16 protein-coding genes are annotated in these 21,003 nt (G+C 69.8%); all 16 read right to left on the minus strand.

All coding sequences use genetic code 11. The features are described from left to right. Positions 1–4: 4 nt before the first annotated feature. Positions 5–2,083 (minus strand): NAD-dependent DNA ligase LigA, encoded by a 2,079-nt coding sequence (ligA, locus tag L2U69_RS15510; protein ID WP_236108042.1) that lies wholly within the window; start codon positions 2,081–2,083, stop codon positions 5–7. Continuing rightward, positions 2,080–3,747, minus strand: a complete 1,668-nt coding sequence (gene recN / locus L2U69_RS15515) for a DNA repair protein RecN (RefSeq protein ID WP_236108043.1) — start codon at positions 3,745–3,747, stop codon at positions 2,080–2,082. Before recN ends, ligA begins: the two co-directional genes overlap by 4 nt. Before the next feature lie 40 nt (positions 3,748–3,787). Beyond that, the gene (locus L2U69_RS15520) at positions 3,788–4,579 is read right to left on the minus strand and encodes an outer membrane protein assembly factor BamD (RefSeq protein ID WP_236108044.1); all 792 of its coding nucleotides are present in this window, start codon (positions 4,577–4,579) and stop codon (positions 3,788–3,790) included. 346 nt (positions 4,580–4,925) lie between these two features. Next, positions 4,926–5,861: a UDP-3-O-acyl-N-acetylglucosamine deacetylase gene (gene lpxC / locus L2U69_RS15525; RefSeq protein WP_236108045.1), complete on the minus strand. Its 936-nt coding sequence runs from the start codon at positions 5,859–5,861 to the stop codon at positions 4,926–4,928. A gap of 186 nt (positions 5,862–6,047) precedes the next feature. Beyond that, a complete protein-coding gene (gene ftsZ, locus L2U69_RS15530) occupies positions 6,048–7,817 on the minus strand; it encodes a cell division protein FtsZ (protein ID WP_236108046.1) in 1,770 nt (589 codons plus the stop codon). A 57-nt stretch (positions 7,818–7,874) separates the two neighbouring features. Then, a complete protein-coding gene (gene ftsA, locus L2U69_RS15535; protein WP_236108047.1) occupies positions 7,875–9,116 on the minus strand; it encodes a cell division protein FtsA in 1,242 nt (413 codons plus the stop codon). Positions 9,117–9,141: 25 nt separating this feature from the next. Continuing rightward, on the minus strand, positions 9,142–10,053 hold the full coding sequence (locus L2U69_RS15540; protein ID WP_236108048.1) for a cell division protein FtsQ/DivIB: 912 nt from the start codon (positions 10,051–10,053) through the stop codon (positions 9,142–9,144). Beyond that, positions 10,041–10,961 carry a D-alanine--D-alanine ligase gene (locus tag L2U69_RS15545; RefSeq protein ID WP_236108049.1) on the minus strand — a complete coding sequence of 307 codons (921 nt, stop codon included), beginning with the start codon at positions 10,959–10,961 and terminating at the stop codon, positions 10,041–10,043. Before L2U69_RS15545 ends, L2U69_RS15540 begins: the two co-directional genes overlap by 13 nt. After that, positions 10,958–11,902, minus strand: coding sequence for a UDP-N-acetylmuramate dehydrogenase (gene murB, locus L2U69_RS15550; protein ID WP_236108050.1), 945 nt, complete (start codon positions 11,900–11,902; stop codon positions 10,958–10,960). The genes L2U69_RS15545 and murB overlap by 4 nt, the downstream gene beginning before the upstream one ends. Positions 11,903–11,904: 2 nt before the next feature. Further along, on the minus strand, positions 11,905–13,344 hold the full coding sequence (gene murC / locus L2U69_RS15555; protein WP_236108051.1) for a UDP-N-acetylmuramate--L-alanine ligase: 1,440 nt from the start codon (positions 13,342–13,344) through the stop codon (positions 11,905–11,907). Beyond that, a complete protein-coding gene (gene murG, locus L2U69_RS15560; RefSeq protein ID WP_236108052.1) occupies positions 13,341–14,501 on the minus strand; it encodes an undecaprenyldiphospho-muramoylpentapeptide beta-N-acetylglucosaminyltransferase in 1,161 nt (386 codons plus the stop codon). Before murG ends, murC begins: the two co-directional genes overlap by 4 nt. Beyond that, positions 14,498–15,637 carry a putative lipid II flippase FtsW gene (gene ftsW, locus L2U69_RS15565; protein WP_236108053.1) on the minus strand — a complete coding sequence of 380 codons (1,140 nt, stop codon included), beginning with the start codon at positions 15,635–15,637 and terminating at the stop codon, positions 14,498–14,500. Before ftsW ends, murG begins: the two co-directional genes overlap by 4 nt. Beyond that, on the minus strand, positions 15,634–16,998 hold the full coding sequence (gene murD / locus L2U69_RS15570; protein ID WP_236108054.1) for a UDP-N-acetylmuramoyl-L-alanine--D-glutamate ligase: 1,365 nt from the start codon (positions 16,996–16,998) through the stop codon (positions 15,634–15,636). Before murD ends, ftsW begins: the two co-directional genes overlap by 4 nt. Positions 16,999–17,002: 4 nt before the next feature. Next, complete coding sequence (mraY, locus tag L2U69_RS15575; protein WP_236108055.1) at positions 17,003–18,088, minus strand: phospho-N-acetylmuramoyl-pentapeptide-transferase; 1,086 nt, start codon at positions 18,086–18,088, stop codon at positions 17,003–17,005. A 26-nt stretch (positions 18,089–18,114) separates the two neighbouring features. Next, positions 18,115–19,530, minus strand: a complete 1,416-nt coding sequence (locus tag L2U69_RS15580) for a UDP-N-acetylmuramoylalanyl-D-glutamyl-2,6-diaminopimelate--D-alanyl-D-alanine ligase (RefSeq protein ID WP_236108056.1) — start codon at positions 19,528–19,530, stop codon at positions 18,115–18,117. Beyond that, positions 19,527–20,993, minus strand: a complete 1,467-nt coding sequence (locus L2U69_RS15585; RefSeq protein WP_236108057.1) for a UDP-N-acetylmuramoyl-L-alanyl-D-glutamate--2,6-diaminopimelate ligase — start codon at positions 20,991–20,993, stop codon at positions 19,527–19,529. The genes L2U69_RS15580 and L2U69_RS15585 overlap by 4 nt, the downstream gene beginning before the upstream one ends. Positions 20,994–21,003: the final 10 nt, after the last annotated feature.

A 21,003-nucleotide genomic window follows, 5' to 3' on the forward strand; every position in this document is an offset into this window, starting at 1 on the left:
GATTTCAGGCGCCGATCAGGGCCAGCCATTCCTCCTCGGTCATCACCCGGACGCCGAGTTCCGCCGCCTTGGCGAGTTTGGAGCCCGCACCCGGGCCGGCGACGACGATATCCGTCTTCTTCGAAACCGAGCCCGACACCTTGGCCCCCAGCCGTTCGGCGCCGGCCTTGGCCTCGTCCCGCGTCATGCGTTCCAGGGTACCGGTGAAGACCACGGTCTTGCCGGAAACCGGGCTGTCGGCGGCGCGGGCCTCGGGCGGCAGGATGTCGAGTTCGGCGATCAGGTCGCGCAGCACCGTCTCGTTGTGGGGTTCCGCCAGGAATTGCCCGAAAGCCTCGACCACGATGGGGCCGAGACCATCGACGTCCTGAAGTTCCGCCAGGGCCTGGGCGCGCTTCTCCTCGTCGCCGAGGCAAGTCTCCGCCAGGGCCTCGATCGAGCCGAAGTGGCGGGCGATGAGGTCGGCGTTGCGCTGCCCGACATGACGAATGCCCAGCGCGAAGAGCAGGCGCGACAACGGGATGCGGCGCTTCTCCTCGATCGCGGCGAAGAGATTGCGTACCGACTGCGAGCCCCAGCCGTCGCGATTGCGCAGCGGCGTCAGGGATTCCGCATCGGTCTTGGCCAGGCGGAAGATGTCGCCCGGGCCCTTGATCAGGCCCCAGTCCCAGAGCGCCTTCACCTGTTTTTCCCCCAGACCTTCGATGTCGAAGGCCTGTCGGCTGACGAAATGGCGGAGCCGCTCCACCACCTGGGCCTCGCAGGTCAGGCCGCCGGTGCAGCGGCGCACCACCTCCCCCTCTTCCCGTGTCGCGGTGGCGCCGCAGATCGGGCAATGGTCGGGGAAGACGAAGGGCTGGCTGCCGGCCGGGCGCGCTTCCGTGATCACGCGGACGATCTGGGGGATGACGTCGCCGGCGCGCTGCACCACGACCGTATCGCCCACGCGGATGTCCTTCCGCGCGATCTCGTCCTCGTTGTGCAGGGTGGCGTTGGAGACGACGACGCCGCCGACCGTGACCGGGACCAGGCGGGCGACCGGGGTCAGGGCGCCGGTGCGCCCGACCTGGATGTCGATCCCTTCGAGAAGGGTCTGGGCCTGTTCGGCCGGGAACTTATGGGCGACGGCCCAGCGCGGCGCGCGCGAGACCATGCCCAGGCGGGCCTGCCAGTCCAGGCGGTCGACCTTGTAGACCACGCCGTCGATGTCGTAGTCGATCAGGGCGCGCTGCGCCTCCAACGCGCCGAAGACGCGCATCACGGCATCGAGATCGGGCGCCAGTGCCGCCAGGGGATTGAGCGGCAGGCCCAGATCCTCGCCCAGCCAGCGCATGGTCGCTTCCTGGGTCGGCGGCAGAGGGCCCGAAACCTCGCCCCAGCCGTGCAGGAAGAAGCGCAGCGGCCGCGCCGCCGTGATCGCGGGATCGAGCTGGCGGAGCGAGCCCGCGGCGGCATTGCGCGGGTTGGCGAAGCTCTTTTCGCCCGCCGCCGCCTGCCGTTCGTTGAGGGCCAGAAAATCGGCCCGGCCCATATAGACCTCGCCCCGCACCTCGAGAAGGTCCGGCGCCCCCGTCAGGCGCCGGGGGATGCAGGCGATGGTGCGGACATTGGCGGTGACATTCTCCCCCACCCTGCCGTCGCCGCGCGTGGCCGCCTGCACGAGGTCACCGCCCTCGTAGCGGAGTGCCAGGGAGAGGCCGTCGATCTTGGGTTCGGCATAGAGGGCGACCGCCTCTTCCTCGGGCAGATTGAGGAAACGGCGCACGCTGGTAACGAAGGCGCGCACGTCATCCTCGGTGAAGACTTTCTCGAGGCTCAGCATGGGCCGCGCATGGGCGACCTTTTCGAATTTCGACGACGCCTTGCCGCCCACCGCCTGGGTCGGGCTTTCGGCCTTCAGGTTCGGGAAGCGTGCCTCGATCGCTTCGAGGCGGGCGACCAAGGCATCGAATTCGGCATCCGAGACGACGGGCGCATCTTCCTCGTAATAGCGGCGCTCGTGCTCGCGGACGGCGGCGGCCAGGGTCTCGTGTTCCGCCGTGGCGGCGGCGAGATCCAGATCCTCGATCGGGATATCGCTCATCTGGCCCCCCGCAGCAGGGCGTCGGCGGCGGCGCGGGCGGCCGGCGTGATCTCGGCGCCGGAGAGCATGCGCGCGATCTCTTCCTGACGTTCCGTCGGATCGAGCGGCGCGACGGAGGTACGGGTCGCCTCCCCCACCGTGTCCTTGGCGATGCGCAGGTGATGGCCGCCCCGCGCCGCCACCTGGGGGCTGTGGGTGACGACCAGAACCTGCGCCCCTTCGGCGAGGCGGGCCAGGCGATCGCCCACGGCATCGGCGACGGCGCCGCCGATGCCCCGGTCGACCTCGTCGAAGACCATGGTGGGCGCGGTGCCGGCCCCGGCCAGCACCACCTTCAGCGCCAGGATGAAACGCGCCAATTCACCGCCGGAGGCGATCTTGACCAGGGCGCCGAAGGGCGCGCCGGGGTTGGTCGCCACTTCGAAGGTGACCCGGTCCGCCCCCTCGCCGCCCCATTGGCCGTCGCCGAGGGCGTCGATCCGGGTGCGGAACTTCGCCTTGCCCAGCTTCAGGGCTTCCAGTTCCGCATTGACGCCGGCGTCGAGCCTGACGGCGGCGGCACGGCGGGCGGCGCTCAGCGCGGCGCAGGCCCCGGCGAGCGCATCGCGTGCCGCGTCACGGGCGGCGGCGCGTTCCGTCACCCGGCTTTCGCCCGCGTCGAGTGCCGCGATCCGCGCCTCCATCTGGCCGGCCAGGGTCGCGAGGTCGTCGGGCCTCACCTGGTGCTTGCGACCGGCGGCGCGGAGCGCGAACAGGCGTTCCTCCACGATTTCCAGGCGGCGTTCGTCATAGGCGATGGCGCCGCGGGCCCGGGCCAGGGCGTCGATCGCCTCCTCCGCCTCGATGGCGGCGCGGTCGAGGGCGTTCAGCACCGGCTCCAGCACGGCGCCCAGGCGGCCGGCGGCGCGTTCCAGCTTGCGCTGGGCGCCGCGCAGGCGGGCCTCGACGCCGCCGTCGACGGCCAGCATGGCCGACACTTCGTCCAGATCGCCGGCCGCGCGTTCGCCCTCCTGCATGGCGTGGCGTTCCTCGGCCAGGCGCTGTTCCTCGCCCGGCTCCGGCGCCAGCGCGCGCAATTCGCCGACGACATGGCGCAGGTATTCCTCGTCGCGACGGGCGGCTTCGAGATCGGCAAGCGCCGCTTCCCAATCGGCGGTGGCGCGGTTGTAGGCGCCATGGGCGGCCCGGACCGTGGCCAGCAGGGCACCGTTTCCGGCGAAGGCATCGAGCAGGGCACGGTGACCGGCGGGGTTCAGCAGGCCGCGATCGTCGTGCTGGCCGTGGGCTTCGATCAGCAGGGCGCCGATCTGGCCGAGCAGGCCGGCGCTGGCCGGCTGATCGTCGATGAAGGCGCGGCTGCGCCCTTCCTTGTTCACGGTCCGGCGCAGCACCAGGGTGTCGCCCACGCTCCAGCCCTGGTCCGCCAGCAGGGCGGCGACGGCATGATCGTCCGGCAGGGCGAATTCGGCGGTGACGACGGATTGATCGGCCCCCGCGCGCACCAGCCCCGAATCGGCGCGGGCGCCGAGGGCGAGGCCCAGACTGTCGAGCAGGATCGACTTGCCGGCACCGGTCTCGCCGGTCAGCACGGTCAGGCCGGATGCGAAATCGAGGTCCAGACGCTCGATCAGCACCACGTCGCGAATGGCCAGTCGAAGCAGCATGTGACCGCCGAAGCGGGCCCCCGGCCCGCCCCCCAGGAGATCAGAACCAGTTGAAGGCGCGCGAGATCCAGGACCCCGGATCCTTCAGCGGCCGAAGGTCGGCATCGGTCAGCAGGGCATAGGAATCCTCGTACCACTCGCTGCCCGGATAATTGTAGCCGAGAACCGCGCCCGCCGCCTGCGCCTCGCGCGTGATGCCGAGGGCGAGATAGGTCTCGACCAGCCGGTGCAGCGCCTCGGGGACATGGGTGGTGGTCTGGAATTTCTCGACCACCGTGCGGTAGCGGTTGATGGCCGCCAGATACTGCTTGCGGCCCTGATAGTAGCGCCCGACCTCCATCTCCTTGCCGGCGAGGTGGTCGCGGGTCAGGTCCAGCTTCAGGCGGGCGTCGCGGGCATAGTCGCTGTCGGGGAAGCGGCGCACCACTTCCGACAGCGAGGCCAGCGCCAGTTCCGTGTTCTTCTGGTCGCGGCCGACGTCGACGATCTGCTCGTAATAGCAGATGGCGACGAGGTAATAGGCGTAGGCCGCATCCTTGTTGCCGGGGTGGAGCGCGATGAAGCGCTGCGCGGCATCGATCGAGTCCGGATATTTCTCGGCCTGGTAATAGGAATAGGCCGCCATGAGCTGGGCCTTGGTGGCCCAGATCGAATAGGGGTGCTGGCGCTCCACCTCGAGGAAGAGGTCGGCCGCCTGATTGTAGTTTTCGCGGGACAGGGCGTCCGCCGCCTCGTTGTAGAGGGGTTCGACCGGCCGCTCCACATAGGGTTCCGGCTCGCTGCTCGAAGAGCAACCGGCAAGGGTGGCGACGGCGACGACGAGCGCGGCCAAGCGCAGCCGCGCGATAGAACCAATGGGCGACACGAGCGTCACGGCCTCCGGCAAACCAAAGCAAGAATCGGACGGAAGGCGCCGGGCCCCCGGCCATCAGGTGGGCGACACGCTACACCAGCGATGCCGACACGCCAACCTCGATACGAAGTACCGTCCGGGCGTCGCGATCGATAGCGCGTTCTCGGCGAAAGATCCCGGCCTGCGACGGGATGGCGCGCGTTTTCCCGTGGCCGCACCATCCCGGCGCGGGCCGGATTTTTCCGACGGACGCGCCCGAACGCAAAACGCCGCCCCGACGAAGGCCGGGGCGGCGAATCACGAAACGGAAGAAAATGTGCGCCGCTCAGCGCTCGGCGGCGGCGACCCCGGCTTCGGCCCAGGTGGCACCGGACTGGGCCGGCACGTCCTCGACGGCCGCGACATAGGTCCAGGCGCTGCGATCGGCGAACAGCACGTGCAACAGGCGGTTGTTCAGCCCGTGGCCCGACTTGTAGCCGACGAAGCGGCCGATGATCGGCGCGCCCGCGAGATAGAGGTCGCCCAGGGCATCCAGCGCCTTGTGACGGACGAATTCGTCGTCGAAGCGCAGCCCCTCCGGGTTCATGATCTCGTCGCCGTCGACCACCACCGCGTTGTCGAGGCTGCCGCCGAGGGCAAGGCCGCGCTCGCGCAGGAATTCCACCTCGTGGCGGAAGCCGAAGGTGCGCGCGCCCGAAAGCAGGTCGCCGAAGCTGTCCGGCGTGATCTCGTAGGAACCGACCCGGCGTTCGATCGCCCGGGATTCGAAGTCGATCTCGAAATCGATGGCGAAGCCGTCGCCCGGCTCCAGCGCCGCGACCTTGTCGCCGTCGCGATATTCGACCCGCTTCAGGATCTTGATGGCGCGGCGCGGCGGGCGCTGGTCGCGGGTGCCGACACGTTCGATCATGCGCGCGAAGGGTTCCGCCGAACCATCCAGGATCGGCAGTTCGGGCCCGTCGACGTCGACCAGCACATTGTCGATGTGAAAGCCCGCGAAGGCCGCCATCAGATGCTCCACCGTGCGCACGGCGACGCCCGCGCCGTTCACCAGGACGGTGCACAGCGTGGTGTCCTTCACATGCTCGTAGAGCGCCGGGATCAGATTGTCGCCTTCCGTGACGTCGGAGCGGCGGAAGACGATGCCGTGGTCGCTCGGCGCCGGCAGCAGGGTGACGCGCACGGGCTTGCCCGTATGCAGACCGACGCCGTCGATATGCACTGCCGCACCAACCGTCTTCTGTGCCTCGAGAACGATCACGGAAACCTCGATCAAATTCGGCGCGGCGGACTCGAATCGACCGCACTGCACCATCAGTGAAAACCGGTGCCAGATTTAAGATCTGGCACCGGCTTTCTCAAATCACTCTTTGTTACGGAAGGTTACACGGACAAGCCATTGATCTCATTGGCTTATCCGTGTCTCGACCGGGCTTTGCGACAGGCCTCAGTTGGCCTGCCGGCGCAGGAACGCCGGGATCTCCAGCTGGTCGTCGGCACCGCGCGGCTGCGCCGGACGATCCGCCCCTTCCATCCGGCCCAGAAGAGACGGATTGGGCTGGGGCGCCGCCTGCTGGTGCACCGGCTGCTGGGGCACCGGCGGCTGGGTCACCTGCTGCAGCATCGGCTGCGGGGCCGGCGGCGCCATGGAAACCGCGGCCGAACCCTGAGCCTGGGGCGCCTGATGATGGGGCGCCACATGCTGCGGGGCCACATGCTGCGGGACCTGGGCCTGGGTCGGTCGCTGGGCATATTGCGCCTGCGGGGCCTGGGCATAGGCCTGAACCGGCGGCTGGGCCTGGGCGGCCGGGCGCGGCGCGGCGCCGGTCACCCGGTCGAGCAGCGAACGAAAGCCGCTGCGCTTGGCGGGGGCCGGTTCCGGCTCGCGGATCGGCTGGGCACCGCCCAGATTCACCCGCGCCGCCGTCTGCTGGTACTGCGGCTGATACTGGGGCGCCGGCGCGGGTTCGACCGGGGCCGGCGCTTCGGCCACGGCCGGCATCATCTCCTGCTGCGGCTGGGGCGCGGGCGCCGGACTGGCCTGCATCGGGGCCGGGGCCGGCTGGACCGGAGCCGGGCTCGGCGCGGGCGCCGCCTGATGGCCGCCATTGGTCGCCGCCTGGGTCGCCGCCGCGACGGCGGCCGGGCGCAGCACCGGCGAGCTGGTGGCCGGCGCCGGAGCGCCATGGCTCTGCGCCGGACGGGTCATGGTGGTCAGGGCCGGCTGGGCCGGACGGGTCTGGGCCACCGATTCCGCCTCGATCCCGGTCGCGACGACCGAGACGCGCATGCGCCCTTCCATCTCGATGTCGAAGGTGGAGCCGACGATGATGTTGGCTTCCGGATCGACCTCGGAACGGATGCGGTTGGCCGCCTCGTCGACCTCGAACAGGGTCATGTCCATGCCGCCGGTGATGTTGATCAGGACGCCGCGCGCGCCCTTCATCGAGACGTCGTCGAGCAGCGGGTTGGAGATCGCAGCCTCCGCCGCCTCGATGGCGCGCTTCTCGCCCGAAGCCTCGCCCGTGCCCATCATGGCCTTGCCCATCTCGCTCATCACCGTGCGCACGTCGGCGAAGTCGAGATTGATCAGGCCCGGCATGATCATGAGGTCGGTGACGCCGCGCACGCCCGAATGCAGCACGTTGTCGGCCATGGCGAAGGCCTGCGCGAAGGTGGTCTTCTCGTTGGCCAGGCGAAACAGGTTCTGGTTCGGGATGATGATCAGCGTATCGACGTACTGCTGCAGTTCCTCGATGCCCGATTCGGCCGTCCGCATGCGGTGGCTGCCCTCGAACTGGAACGGCTTGGTGACGACGCCGACGGTCAGGATGCCCTGCTCGCGCGCGGCGCGCGCCACCACGGGGGCCGCGCCGGTGCCGGTGCCGCCGCCCATGCCGCAGGTGATGAAGACCATGTTGGAGCCGGTGAGCGCGTCGAGGATCTGGTCCCGCGTCTCCTCGGCCGCCATGCGCCCGACGTCGGGCTTCGAGCCCGCGCCGAGACCCTGCGTGACCTCGTTGCCGAGCTGGATCTTGCGCGGCGCCTGGTTGTTGGTCAGGGCCTGGGCATCGGTATTGGCGACGACGAATTCGACGCCTTCCAGCTTCGCCTCGATCATGTTGTTGACCGCGTTGCCACCGGCGCCGCCAACACCGAACACGGTGATCCGCGGCTTGAGCTCGGTCGGTTCCGGCACACCCAGCGAAATCGTCATGTTACACTCCTTATCCTGAGGCCCTCGGGCCGGTGGAATTCTTGTGGTTACCGTTCGTCAAAAATTCTGCTTCAGCCAGCGGCCGATGCGGCGCAAACGCCCCGGCCCCGCTTCCTCGCCCGACCCGAGGACGGCCTCGATCGGGGCGCGCGCGGCATAGGACAGCAGCCCCGCCGCGGTGGAATAGGAAGGACCGCCCGTCGACTCCGCCAGCCCCTGGAGCCGAATGGGGCGTCCCATGCGCACCTGTTTGTCGAGAACCCCGCCCGCGAGCTCCCGAACGCCCTGCAACTGCGATGCCCCCCCCGTGAGCACCACCTTCCGACCACCCACCTTGTCGAAACCCGTGTCACGCAAGTGGTTCCGCACCAGCTCGAAGGTCTCCTCGATCCGGGGACGGATGATGCCGTTCAGCACCGAACGCGGCACGTGATTGGCGGCACCATGGTCGCTTTCGCCCATCTGCGGCACGTCGATCACCTCGCGATCGTCGTTGGCGCCGGGCACGGCGCTGCCGTAGAGGGTCTTCATGCGTTCCGCATGCGCGGTCGGCGTCAGCAGGCCGCGCGCGATGTCGTTGGTGACATGGGCGCCGCCGATCGGCAGCACCGCCGTATGCACCAGGCTGCCGTCGTAGCAGACGGCGATCGAGGTCGTGCCGCCGCCCATGTCGATGAGCGTGATGCCGAGATCCATCTCGTCCTCGACCAGCGACGCCAGGGCCGAGGCATAGGGCGAGATGACGACGCCGGCGACGCCGAGATGGGCGCGGCTGATGCAGACCGAAAGATTGCGCAAGGGACCCGACTGGGCCGTGACGACATGGATGTTCACGCCGAGGCGTTCGCCGAACATGCCGCGCGGATCCTTGATGCCGCGCGAGCCGTCGATGGTATAGCCGACCGGAATGGCGTGGATCAGCTCGCGGTCCGGCGCCTCGGCGCGCACCCGGTTGCCCTGGTCCAGCACCTTGCGGATGTCGGGGTCCGCCACCTCGTGGCCGGCGATCGAAACCTCGACGCCGATGGTGTGGGATTGCGGCAGGCCGCCGGTGCAGGAGACGAAGACGTCGCGGATGGTCTCGCCCGCCATTTTCTCGGCGCTGTCGACGGCGGCGCGGATGGCATGTTCCGTCGCCTCCATGTCGGTCACCGTGCCGGCGCGCATGCCCTTGCTGGCGTGATGGCCGATGCCGACCACGCGCACCTGACCGGTCGCATCGATGCGGCCGATGAAGCAGGCCACCTTGGTCGTTCCGACGTCCAGGGCGGCGATCAGGGCGTTGCGGGGGCCGGCCATGTCTCCTCTTTCTCCTCTTCGACCGTCAGGTGTTCTTCGCCGGCGGCACGTTCATGCGCTCGACCGCGCCGTCCGAGAGCCGGACCAGCAGACGGTCCGGCTGGCGCAGGTCGACGACGACGATGTCGCGCGACAGCAGGCGTTCCGTCCGCTCGAGCCGGGCCAGGCGGTCGAAGGCCGCCTCCATGCCTTCCTCGGGCAGGCGGATCTCGACGCCATTGTCCAGTTTCAGGTTCCAGCGCCGGCGCGAGACGCGGATCGCCGCCTCGACCCGCGAGCCGATCGACGGTTCGCGGCCCAGGATGTCGATCAGTTCCGCCGCGTGTTTCGGCGCGTCGTCGCCGACGATGAGGGGCAGGTTGCCGTAGCTGGCCAGCTGCCGTTCCTCGCCCTCGATGGCGATGCCATTCTGATCGACCAGATGCATCTTGCCGTTGGTCTGCCACAGCGCCATGGGCCGGCGTTCCACGAGGACGACGTGAATGGCATCCGGCAGATGGCGCTCGACCGAGGCCGACTGCACCCAGGAGAGTTCCATCAGGCGTTCCCGCGCCGCCGCCAGATCGACGCCCAGAATGTCGTCCCCGCGCGAAACGCCGAGGGCGGCGAGAATGTCCTCGCCCTTGACGACGCCACGGCCCGAAACCGTCACGCTTTCGACGACGAAGCCCTGGGCACGGGTGAAGCGCGACAGCTCGTCCGCCGCCGCCGCCCGCAGCGCGCCGAGGCCGCCGGTGACATAGAGGAAGCCCGTCGCCACCAGCAGGACGCCACCGACGCCGAGCATGGTCTTGCCCTTCCAGCCGAGGTTGCCGAGCGCGGGCAGACCGCGCGCCATGGCCTCGCCCAGCGGCCGGGGTTTCGCCGCCATGACGCGGCGGCGCTTGGGGGCGGCGCCCTTGCCTGCGCCGAAGATGCCGCCGATCAGCGATCGCATGACGCGTCCTCCACCATCCAGGTCACCAGATCCTCGAAGCTCATGCCGACATGGGCCGCCTGCTCCGGCACCAGCGAGGTCGCGGTCATGCCGGGCTGGGTGTTCACTTCGAGGACGATCAGGCCGGCGCCGCCTGCCGCGTCGTCGTAGCGGAAATCGGTCCGGCTGACGCCGCGGCAGCCGAGCGCGCCATGAGCGCGGACCGCGAGGTCCTTCGCCCGTTCCGCGACATCGGCCGGTATCTCGGCCGGCACCACGTGGCGCGAGCCGCCGGCGGCGTATTTCGCTTCGTAATCGTAGAATTCGGTCGCCGGCAGGATCTCGGTCACCGCCAGCGCCCGGTCGCCCATCACGGCGACGGTCAGTTCGCGCCCGGGCACGAAGGTCTCGATCAGCACCGGCTTCTCCGGCCCCCAGGTCTCGGTGAGACCCATGGGATAACGGTTGTCGTTGGGGCGGACGATATGGACCCCGACCGAGGATCCCTCATTGGTCGGCTTCACCACATAGGGCGGCGCCATCATATGGCGTTCCGCCGCCTCCCCCGCCGTCGTCGCGATACCGGCGGCGAGCGGCAGGCCGGCGGCGGCGAAGACCAGCTTCGCCGCCGGCTTGTCCATGGCGACGGCGGAGGCGCGCACCCCCGAATGGGTATAGGGAATGCGCATCAGCTCGAGCACGCCCTGGACGCAGCCGTCCTCGCCATAGCGCCCGTGCAGGGCGTTGAATACGACGTCCGGCCCGATTTCGGCGAGACGCTGGGCGACGTCGGCACCGGCATCCACTTCGGTCACGGCGAAACCGGCATTGCGCAGCGCCTTGGCGCAGGCGGCACCCGAATTCAGGCTGACCTCCCGTTCGGTCGAAAGGCCGCCCAGCAGAACGGCGACGTGGCGCGCGGCGCTCATGGCGTCACCTCCCGCGCCGGGGCCTGGCCATGACGGCCGAGACGCATGATTTCCCACTCCAGTTCGATGCCCGAGGATTCGAAGACGCGGCGGCGCACATCCTCGCCCAGGCCCTCGATGTCGGCGGCGCTGGCGCCGCCCTCGTTGATCAGGAAATTGCAATGGCGTTCGGAGACGACGGCGGCCCCCCGGCGCAGGCCCCGGCAGCCGGCCGCATCCACCAGTTCCCAGGCCCGGGCGCCGGGCGGGTTCTTGAAGGTCGAACCGCCGGTCCGGCTCCGCACCGGCTGCGACGCCTCGCGCGCGGCGGCGATCTCGTCCATGCGCGCCGCGATCTCGGCCACGACGCCGGGACGGCCTTGCAAGACCGCCTCGGTCACGATCCAGTCGGCCGGGAAATCGCTGTGGCGATAGGCGAAATGGAAGGCATCGGGGGTCAGGGTCATGACCTTGCCCGTGCCGTCGACCACCGTCGCCTCGACCAGCACGTCGGCCAGTTCCGCACCATAGGCACCGGCATTGGTGCGGAAGGCGCCGCCGATGGTGCCTGGAATGCCGCGCAGAAATTCGAGGCCGGCGATGCCGGCGTCGCGCGCCGCAAGGGACACGTTGAGATCGAGCGCGGCGGCGCCGACCCGCAGGCGGTGGCCATCCTCGACCGCGATGCCGGCGAAGCCGCGCCCGAGGCGCAGCACGATACCGTCGAGCCCGCCGTCGCGGACCAGCAGGTTGGAGCCGACGCCGAGCACGAGGAGCGGCACATCCGTCGGCCGGCCGCGCAACAGGGCGGTGAGATCCTCGAGATCCCGGGGCCGCACCATGACCTCGGCCGGGCCGCCGACCTGGAACCAGGTGACGGCGGACAGCAGCGCGCCTTCGCTGACCCTTCCCTTCAGGGCGGGCAGACGGTCGATCAGGCGGGGGGTTTCAGTCGCGGCCATCGTCATCGTCCCTGCTCCGCCGGGCGGGCGTGGGCCGCGATCAAGTCCTGCAATTCGCCGGGCAGCGCCGCCGCCCATTGGGTGATGTTGCCGGCGCCGAGACAGACCACGAGATCGCCGGGATGGGCAATGCCGGCAATCAGGCTGGCGAGCGCGCCGGGCCCCGACAGGGCCATGACGTGGCGATGGCCGTGGGCGCGCAGCCCCTCGACCAGATGGTCGCGGTCGATGCCTTCGATCGGCTGTTCGCCGGCGGCATAGACATCCGTAACCACCACCGTGTCGGCATCGTTGAAACAGGTGCAGAATTCGAGGAACAAGCTCTGCAGCCGGCTGTAGCGGTGGGGCTGGACGACCGCGATCACCCGCCCGGCATAGGCGGTGCGCGCGGCCTTGAGCACCGCCGCGATCTCGACCGGGTGGTGGCCGTAATCGTCAATCACGGTGATGCCGGCGACTTCGCCGACCTTGGTAAAGCGCCGCTTCACGCCGGCGAAGGTGGCCAGCGCCTTGGCCACCACGTCGTCGGCAAAGCCCATCTCGCGGGCGATGGCGATGGTGGTCAGGCTGTTCAGCACGTTGTGGGCGCCGGGCATGGGCAGGCGCAGGTCGCGCAGCACCCGGCGCGTTCCGGTGGCGCGGTCGTTGATCTGCACGTCGAAACTGGCGCCACCGGCGGCGAAGCGCACGTTGATGGCGCGAATGTCGGCCTGGGGGCTGAGGCCATAGGTGACGATGCGCCGGTCCTGCATGTGGGAGATCAGCGCCTGCACCTCCGGATGGTCGATGCAGAGGACGGCGCAGCCATAGAAGGGCACATTGTCGACGAATTGATGGAAGGCGCGCTTGATGCCGTCGAAATCGCCGTAGAAGTCCAGATGCTCGGGATCGATGTTGGTGACGACGCCGATGGTCGCCGGCAGGCGCGTGAAGGTGCCGTCGCTCTCGTCCGCCTCGACCACCATCCAGTCGCCGGCGCCGAGGCGGGCATTGGTGCCATAGGCATTGATGATGCCGCCGTTGATCACGGTCGGGTCCAGCCCGGCGGCATCCAGCAGGGCCGCGATCATCGAGGTCGTGGTGGTCTTGCCGTGGGTCCCGGCGACGGCGATGCACCAGCGAAGGCGCATCAGTTCCGCCAGGATCTCGGCCCGGCGCACCACGGGCAGGAAGCGGGCGCGCGCCGCATCCAGTTCCGGATTGCCGGCCTTCACGGCGGACGAAATCACCACCACCTGGGCCGAACCCAGGTTCTCGGGGGCATGGCCGACGGCGACGGGAATGCCGGCATCGCGCAGGCGCTTCACATTGGCGCTGTCGGCCATGTCCGAACCCTGGACCCGATAGCCGAGGTTGTGCATGACCTCGGCGATGCCGGACATGCCGATGCCGCCGATGCCGACGAAATGAATGGGCCCGATGTCGAGCGGAAGCGCCCTCATGCCGCGACCCTTTCCGAATTGTGCTTCATCATTCTCTTGGGGCGCAGCCCCTCCACCAGGTCCGCGAGACGCGCAGCGGCATCGACCCTGGCCTGGGCACGGGCGGCGCGCGCCGCCTCCACCAGTTTCTCGGGCGAGAGCGCCAGACGCTGCACCAGCTTGGCCAGTTCCTTGGGCGTGAAGTCGGGCTGCGCCATGGCGAAGGCGGCGCCGGCCTCGACCAGGGCGGCGGCATTCACCGTCTGATGGTCGTCGGCGGCATTGGGCAGCGGCACCAGGATCGAGGGCCGGCCCGCCGCCGCCAGTTCGGCCACGGTCGAGGCGCCGGCGCGCGCGATCACCAGATGGGCGAAGTCGAGGCGCTCCGGCACGTCCGGGAAGAAGGGCGCCAGTTCGGCCGCGATGCCTTCGCGGGCATAGAGGGCGGCGACCGTCACCGCCTCGTCCTCGCGCGCCTGCTGGGTCACCTGAAGCCGGCTCTTCAGCGCGGGCGGCAGCATGGCGAGGGCGGCGGGCACCACCTCGGACATCACCTTGGCGCCCAGGCTGCCGCCCAGCACCAGCAGGCGGAACAGACCGTCGTCGCCCGGCGGCGTATAGGGTTTGGCCGCGATGGCGACGATCTCGGGCCGGACCGGATTGCCGGTGAAAACGGCACGCGCGCGATCGCCCTTCGGCACCCAGCGGGTGGCGGGGAAGGACAGCGCTAGCGCCGACAGGCGCGGCGCCAGCACCCGGTTCACCCGGCCGAGCACGGCATTCTGTTCATGAAGGCAGGTCGGCACCCGCCGGCTCAGCGCCGCCAGCAGGGGCGGCAGCGAGGGATAGCCGCCGAAGCCGACCACGGCGACGGCGCCCCAGGTCTTCAGCAGGCGCCGGGCCTGCCAGGTGCCGCGCAGGATGTCACGCACGGCGCGCACGCGCGCCATGGGCCCGCGCCCGGCGAAGGTGCCGGCCGGCAGCACGGCGAAGGGCACGTCGCCGAAGCCGGCGCGGAACCTCTCGCCCCGGACGTCGGTCATCACCGCGACCTTGCGGCCGCGCCGGCGCAGTTCGGCCGCCAGCGCCTGGGCCGGCATGACATGGCCGCCCGTGCCGCCCGCCGCCAGCACCACGGTGCCCGCGTCCACCGCGCCGATCGCCGCCGCCGCGCTCATCGGTACACCCCGTAGGAACCGGCGCCGGGCCGCTGGCGCGACAGGGCCAGCAGCATGCCCATGCCGAAGGCGAGCGCCATCATCGACGAGCCGCCGTAGGAGATGAACGGCAGCGTCATGCCCTTGGCGGGCAGGATGTGCAGGTTGACGCCCATGTTGATGAAGGACTGCAGGCCGAATTGGGCGACCAGGCCGGTGCCGGCATAGAGCACGAAGGGATCGCTCTCCTGCAGCATGCGGGCCAGAAGCCGCAGCACGATGAAGGCGAAGAGCGCCACCAGGGCAATGCAGGCGATGGTGCCGAATTCCTCCCCCGCGACGGCGAAGATGAAATCGGTATGGGCGTCGGGCAGGATGCGCTTCACCGTGCCCTCGCCCGGGCCCCGGCCCCAGAGCCCGCCGGACATGAAGGCTTCCATGGCGCGGTCGATCTGGTAGTTGTCGCCCGCTTCCGGGTTCAGGAAGCGGTCGATGCGCGACGCCACGTGCGGCAGCATGTAGTACGCGCCGAAGACGCCGACCGTCCCGACCGCCAGGAGCACGAGGACGACGATCATGGGCAGGCCGGCGACGAAGAGCTGAATGCCCCACATGGCGCTGATCAGCATGGTCTGGCCGAAATCGGGCTGCAGCAGAAGGATCGCCACGGTCGACAGGAAGGCCGCGAGCGACAGCATGCCGCCCGGAAAGCCCTGGTGGCGCTGGCGTTCGGCCAGCAGCCAGCCCGAGACCACGATGAAGGCGGGCTTCACGAATTCCGACGGCTGCACCGAGAAGGAACCGATGCCGATCCAGCGCCGCGAGCCCTTGATTTCGGCGCCCATCACCAGGGTCGCCGCCAGGGCGACCAGGGCGCCGACGAAGGCGAGACAGGCGAGACGGCGGACCTGTTCCGGCGACATCAGGGAAATGACGAACATCGCCGCGACGGAGGGCACCAGGAAGGCGATCTGTCGGCGGACGAAATGGAAGGGCTCGACGCCGATCCGCTCCGCCACCGCCGGGCTCGCCGCCAGCGTCAGCACGAGCCCCATGGTGATCAGCAGGCCGAGGGCCAGCATCGCCCAGCGGTCCACCGTCCACCACCAGCGGCCGACGACCGAATTATCCGTCCGGGCGAAGGAGAAGGTGCTCATGCCGCGACCTCCCCCAGTGCCGCCACCAGATCGCGGAAGCGATCGCCGCGCGCCTCGAAGCTGGTGAACTGATCGAAGGAGGCACAGGCCGGCGACAGCAGCACCACGGGCGCGGCGCCGGTATCATTGGCGGCATCGCGCGCCGCCGCCTTCACCGCCGCATCCAGGGTGCCCACGACACTGGCCGGGACATGGCCCGAGAGCGTCGCCGCGAATTCCTCCGCCGCCTCGCCGATCAGATAGGCCCGCGCGATGCGCGGCCAATAGGCGTCGAGACTGGCGATACCGCCGGCCTTGGGCTTGCCGCCCGCGATCCAGTAGATGCGGTCATAGGCGGCCAGCGCCTTGGCCGCCGCATCGGCATTGGTCGCCTTGCTGTCGTTGACGAAGCGGATGCCGCCCTTCTCCGCGACCAGTTCCATGCGATGCGCGAGACCGGGGAAGGACGAAAGCCCCGCCACCGCCGCGTCAAGCGACAGGCCGAGGGCGCGGAGCACGGCAAAGGCAGCCCCGATATTCTGCCAGTTGTGAGCGCCCGGCAGACGCGGCAGGGCGTTCAGATCGAAGACCGGATCGCCATTCTCGAACAGCGTGCCGTCGATGGCCGAGACCCCGGACTCGAGCCGCTGCCCGACCGAAAGCCGGACCGGCGCGGCGATCCGGCCGGCGATGACGGCGCAATGGGGATCGTCGATGCCGACGATGGCCGCCTGCCCCGGCGCCTGATCGCGGAACAGGCGTTCCTTCACCGCGACATAGCCGTCCATGCCGCCGTGGCGGTCCAGATGATCGGGCGTGATGTTGAGGAGCACGCCGACGTCCGGCACCAGCGTGTCGAGAAGGTCGATCTGATAGGACGAAACCTCGAAGACATAGACGCCGCCCGGCGGCAGCGGTTCGAGATCGAGAACGGCGGTGCCCAGATTGCCGCCCACGGCAACCGGCACGCCCGCCGCCGCCAGCAGATGGGCTGTCAGGGCCGTGGTCGTCGACTTGCCGTTGGTCCCCGTGATCATGACGACACGAGTGCCGGGCAGGCGCGCGCTGGAGCGGGCGAAGAGTTCCATGTCGCCGATCACCGGCACGCCGGCGGCCCGGGCCAGTTTCACCACGTCGTGCGGTTCGGGATGGGTGAGCGGCACGCCCGGTGCCAGCACCAGGGCCGCGATCGCCGACCAGTCCGCCGTCCGCAGGTCCGCCATGGTCACGCCTTCGGCCGCCGCCGTGCGCGAGGCCGGCTTGTCGTCGTCGGCGAGCACGACGGCGCCGCCCGCGAGCAGCGCCTTGGCGGCGGAAATGCCGGTGCGCGCCAGTCCGAAGACGGCGACGCGGCGATTGGCGAAACTGTCGGCGACGATCATGGCCTCACCTCAGCTTCAGGGTGGAAAGGCCGATCAGTGCCAGCACGACGGCGATGATCCAGAAGCGGATCACCACGGTCGGCTCGGACCAGCCCTTCTGTTCGAAGTGATGGTGCAGCGGCGCCATGCGGAAGACCCGCTTGCCCGTCAGCTTGAAGGACGCGACCTGCACGACGACCGAGACCGTCTCCAGGACGAAGAGGCCGCCGATGATCGCCAGCACGAGTTCATGTTTCACCGCGACCGCGATGGCGCCCAGCGCGCCACCGAGGGCCAGGGAGCCGGTATCGCCCATGAAGACCATGGCCGGCGGCGCGTTGAACCACAGGAAGCCGAGGCCGGCGCCGAGCAGGGCGCCGCAGAAGACGGCGAGTTCGCCCGAGCCGGCGACATGGTGGATCTGCAGATAGTCGGCGAAGCGGACGTTGCCGACGATATAGACGATCAGGCCGAAGGCGGCGGCGGCGATCATCACCGGCACGATGGCGAGCCCGTCGAGGCCATCGGTCAGATTGACAGCATTGCCCGCGCCGACGATGACGAAGACCGCGACCGGCACGAAGAACCAGCCGAGCTGGATCAGCAGGTTCTTGAAGAAGGGAATGGCGAGGGCGGTCGAATGCTCCGGCGTGGTGATGGCCACGATCCAGATCACCGCACCGGCCGCGAGCGCGATTTCGAGCACCAGCTTCAGCTTGCCCGGCACGCCTTTCGGGTTGGTCTTGGTCACCTTCAGATAGTCGTCGGCGAAGCCGATCAGCCCGAAGCCGAGCGTGACCACGAGCACCGCCCAGACATAGCCCGACGACAGGTCGGCCCAGAGCAGGACGGAAATGGTGAGGGCGATCAGGATCAGGAAACCGCCCATGGTGGGGGTGCCGGCCTTGGTCAGGTGGCTCTGGGGACCGTCGCTGCGGATCGGCTGTCCCTTCTTCTGCTTGGTCTTCAGCCAGGCGATCAGACGCGGCCCCAGGATGAAGGCGACGAAGAGCGCGGTCAGGGTCGCCCCGCCGGTCCGGAAAGTGAGGTACCGGAAGAGGTTGAAGACCGCGAATTCATCGGCCAGAGGGGCCAGAAGATTGAACAGCATGACGCTTCCCGAAAGCCGTCCGCGCCTCAGTCACGCGAATCAGCAGAATCAAGCCCTAGTAGTGTATCGAGGATCGAGACCATATAACTGCCCAAAGATCCCTTCACCATCACAACATCTCCTTGACGAACGGCTTCGCGCACGATCGGTGCGAGGGCCTTCGAGTCGGATTTGTGACGGCCCTGGATTCGGGACGGCAGCGCCTCGTGGAGGGCGCGCATATGGGGCCCGCAGGTGAAGACCAGATCGACCCCGGCGGCGGCCAGATCGGGGGCCAGGCCGGCGTGCAGATCGTCCGCCCCGGGCCCCAGTTCGCGCATGTCGCCGAGGACGGCGATGCGCCGCCCGCGCGGCCCGGTTTCCGACAGGGCGAGATTGGCGAAGGCGGCCCGCATGGAGGCGGGGCTGGCGTTGTAGCTCTCGTCGATCACCAGCAGGCTGCCGCCGCCCTTAAGGGTGATGGTCAGGCGCCGGCCGCGCCCGGCGGGCGGCGTCAAGTCAGCGAGGGCGAGAGCGGCGCGCGAGATGTCCGCGCCCGAAACCTCGACCGCCGCCATCACCGCCAGCGAATTCATCGCCCAATGGCGCCCGGGCGAGCCGATCTTGTAGGTCTGGCGGCGATTGCCGATCTGGGCGTCGACGATGGTCATGTCCGGCTTCAGCACGACGTCGAGCAGGCGGACGTGGCAGCCGGCGTCGGTGCCGAAACCGGCGACCAGCAGGCCCTTGTCGCGGGCCGCCGCCGAAAGGCGCTCGAAATGGGCATTGTCGCGGTTCAGGATGGCGGCGCCGCCGGCCGGCACGCCGGCGAAGATCTCCGCCTTGGCATCCGCAATGGCTTCGACCGAGGGAAAGAATTCCATATGCGCCGGCTCGACCGTGGTCACGATCGCGACATGGGGCCGGGCGAGGCCCGACAGCGGCGTCAGTTCGCCGGCATGATTCATGCCCATCTCGAAGACGCCGTAGCGCGTTTCGGCCGGCATCCGCGCCAGGCTGAGGGGCACGCCGACGTGATTGTTGAAGCTGCCGACCGAGGCATGGGTCGGCCCGGCGGCGGAGAGTGCCACCTTCAGCGCTTCCTTGGTCCCGGTCTTGCCGACGCTGCCGGTAACCGCGATCACGACCGCGTCGGCCCGCGCCCGCGCCGCGCGCGCCAGATCCTCCAGCCCCGCCATGGTCTCCGGCACGACCACCAGGGGCGCATCCGCGTCGACGCCTTCGGGCACGCGGGCGACCAGCGCCCCCGAGGCCCCCGCCGCCAGCGCGCCGATAACATAGTCGTGACCGTCCGCCTGCGTGCCCGGCAGCGCGACGAAGAGGTCGCCTGCCGCGATCTTGCGGCTGTCGAAGACGACGTTGGTCACGGCGAAATCGGCACGCGCGGTCCCGCCGGTGGCAGCGGCGATCTCATGCGAAGTCCAGAGCGGGTGCAGGGTCATGCCGCCCCTCCCCGCAGGATCTTGAGGGCGCCGCGCACGACGGCGCGATCGTCGAAGGGCCTGGTCTCGCCCTTCACGATCTGGCCCTGTTCGTGCCCCTTGCCCGCGACGACGACGACGTCGCCCGCCGAGAGGTCCGAAAGGGCGGCGGCGATGGCGGCGGCCCGGTCGCCGATCTCGATCCCGCCCGGACAGGCGGCCAGGATCTGGGCGCGGATCAGGCGCGGATCCTCGCCGCGCGGATTGTCGTCGGTCACGATCGCGCGGTCGGCGCCGGCGGCGGCGATGCGGCCCATTTCCGGGCGCTTGCCGGGATCGCGGTCGCCGCCGCAGCCGAACACCACGATCAGGCGCCGCTCGACATGGGGGCGCAGGGCCGCCAGCACCCGTTCGAGGGCATCGGGGGTATGGGCGTAATCGACATAGACCGGCGCGCCGCTGCCATGGACCCCGGCCAGTTCCAGCCGCCCCGGCACGCCGGTCAGATGGCCGAGCGCCGCGACGGCGGCGCCGACGTCGGTGCCGGTCGTCACCAGGAGGCCGAGGGCGGCGAGCGCATTGGACGCCTGGAAATCGCCGGCCAGCGGCAGCGCCACGTCGTAGATCGTGCCGAAGACGGCGATCCGCAGCGCCTGGCCGGCCTGGGTCGGCTGGCGGCGCAGGAGGGCGATGTCCGCCCCCTCGCCCCCGACGGTGACCAGCTTCAGGCCGGCATCGAGGGCGGCGCGGGCGATCGCGTCGCCGGCCTCGCCCGCACGGTTGACGACGGCGGCGGCACCCTTCGGCAGCAATGTGTCGAACAGGCGGCGCTTGGCCGCCAGGTAGTCGGCGAAATCGCGGTGATAGTCGAGATGATCGCGGGTCAGATTGGTGAAGGCGCCGGCGGAAAGGCGGACGCCGTCCATCCGGCGCTGGGCGAGGCCGTGGCTGGAGGCTTCCATGGCGACATGGTCGATGCCGCGCCCCGCCAGATCGTCCAGCACGAGGTGCAGCGCGACCGGGTCGGGCGTGGTCGCGCCCAGCGGCTCGTCCCCCGCCGCCGTGCTGACCCCGAGGGTGCCGACGGCGGCCGAGGCGACGCCGAGATCGGTCCAGAGCTGGCGCGCGAAATTGGCGACCGAGGTCTTGCCGTTGGTACCGGTCACGGCCACCACGGTCGCGGGCTGGCGCGGGAAGACGCGCGACGCGGCAATGGCAAGCGCGTGGCGCGGATCCTCGACCGCGACCAGGGGCACGTCGGCCGAGACCTCGGTGCCGGCGGCGGCCACGACGGCGGCGGCCCCCTTGGCGATCGCGTCGGCGATATAGCGCCGGCCGTCGTCCTTCGTGCCCGTCAGGGCGAAGAACAGGCTGCCGGGCACCACCGCGCGGCTGTCCGCCGTGACGGTGGTGACGGGTGTTCCGCCCGATCCCGCTGGCAGGTCGATGCCGGGGATCAGGTCAGCGAGCGTGGTGGTCGCCATGGCGCGATCC

The organism is Zavarzinia marina (genome assembly GCF_021568905.1).
In the GTDB taxonomy this organism is placed as follows: Bacteria; Pseudomonadota; Alphaproteobacteria; order Zavarziniales; family Zavarziniaceae; genus Zavarzinia; species Zavarzinia marina.

What these genes read in the sequence shown, in the direction of transcription:
- ligA (WP_236108042.1), bottom strand. Translation starts at nt 2,083, where the DNA reads ATGAGCGATATCCCGATCGAGGATCTGGATCTCGCCGCCGCCACGGCG.
- recN (WP_236108043.1), bottom strand. Translation starts at nt 3,747, where the DNA reads ATGCTGCTTCGACTGGCCATTCGCGACGTGGTGCTGATCGAGCGTCTG.
- ftsZ (WP_236108046.1), bottom strand. Translation starts at nt 7,817, where the DNA reads ATGACGATTTCGCTGGGTGTGCCGGAACCGACCGAGCTCAAGCCGCGG.
- ftsA (WP_236108047.1), bottom strand. Translation starts at nt 9,116, where the DNA reads ATGGCCGGCCCCCGCAACGCCCTGATCGCCGCCCTGGACGTCGGAACG.
- L2U69_RS15540 (WP_236108048.1), bottom strand. Translation starts at nt 10,053, where the DNA reads ATGCGATCGCTGATCGGCGGCATCTTCGGCGCAGGCAAGGGCGCCGCC.
- L2U69_RS15545 (WP_236108049.1), bottom strand. Translation starts at nt 10,961, where the DNA reads ATGAGCGCCGCGCGCCACGTCGCCGTTCTGCTGGGCGGCCTTTCGACC.
- murB (WP_236108050.1), bottom strand. Translation starts at nt 11,902, where the DNA reads ATGGCCGCGACTGAAACCCCCCGCCTGATCGACCGTCTGCCCGCCCTG.
- murC (WP_236108051.1), bottom strand. Translation starts at nt 13,344, where the DNA reads ATGAGGGCGCTTCCGCTCGACATCGGGCCCATTCATTTCGTCGGCATC.
- murG (WP_236108052.1), bottom strand. Translation starts at nt 14,501, where the DNA reads ATGAGCGCGGCGGCGGCGATCGGCGCGGTGGACGCGGGCACCGTGGTG.
- ftsW (WP_236108053.1), bottom strand. Translation starts at nt 15,637, where the DNA reads ATGAGCACCTTCTCCTTCGCCCGGACGGATAATTCGGTCGTCGGCCGC.
- murD (WP_236108054.1), bottom strand. Translation starts at nt 16,998, where the DNA reads ATGATCGTCGCCGACAGTTTCGCCAATCGCCGCGTCGCCGTCTTCGGA.
- mraY (WP_236108055.1), bottom strand. Translation starts at nt 18,088, where the DNA reads ATGCTGTTCAATCTTCTGGCCCCTCTGGCCGATGAATTCGCGGTCTTC.
- L2U69_RS15580 (WP_236108056.1), bottom strand. Translation starts at nt 19,530, where the DNA reads ATGACCCTGCACCCGCTCTGGACTTCGCATGAGATCGCCGCTGCCACC.
- L2U69_RS15585 (WP_236108057.1), bottom strand. Translation starts at nt 20,993, where the DNA reads ATGGCGACCACCACGCTCGCTGACCTGATCCCCGGCATCGACCTGCCA.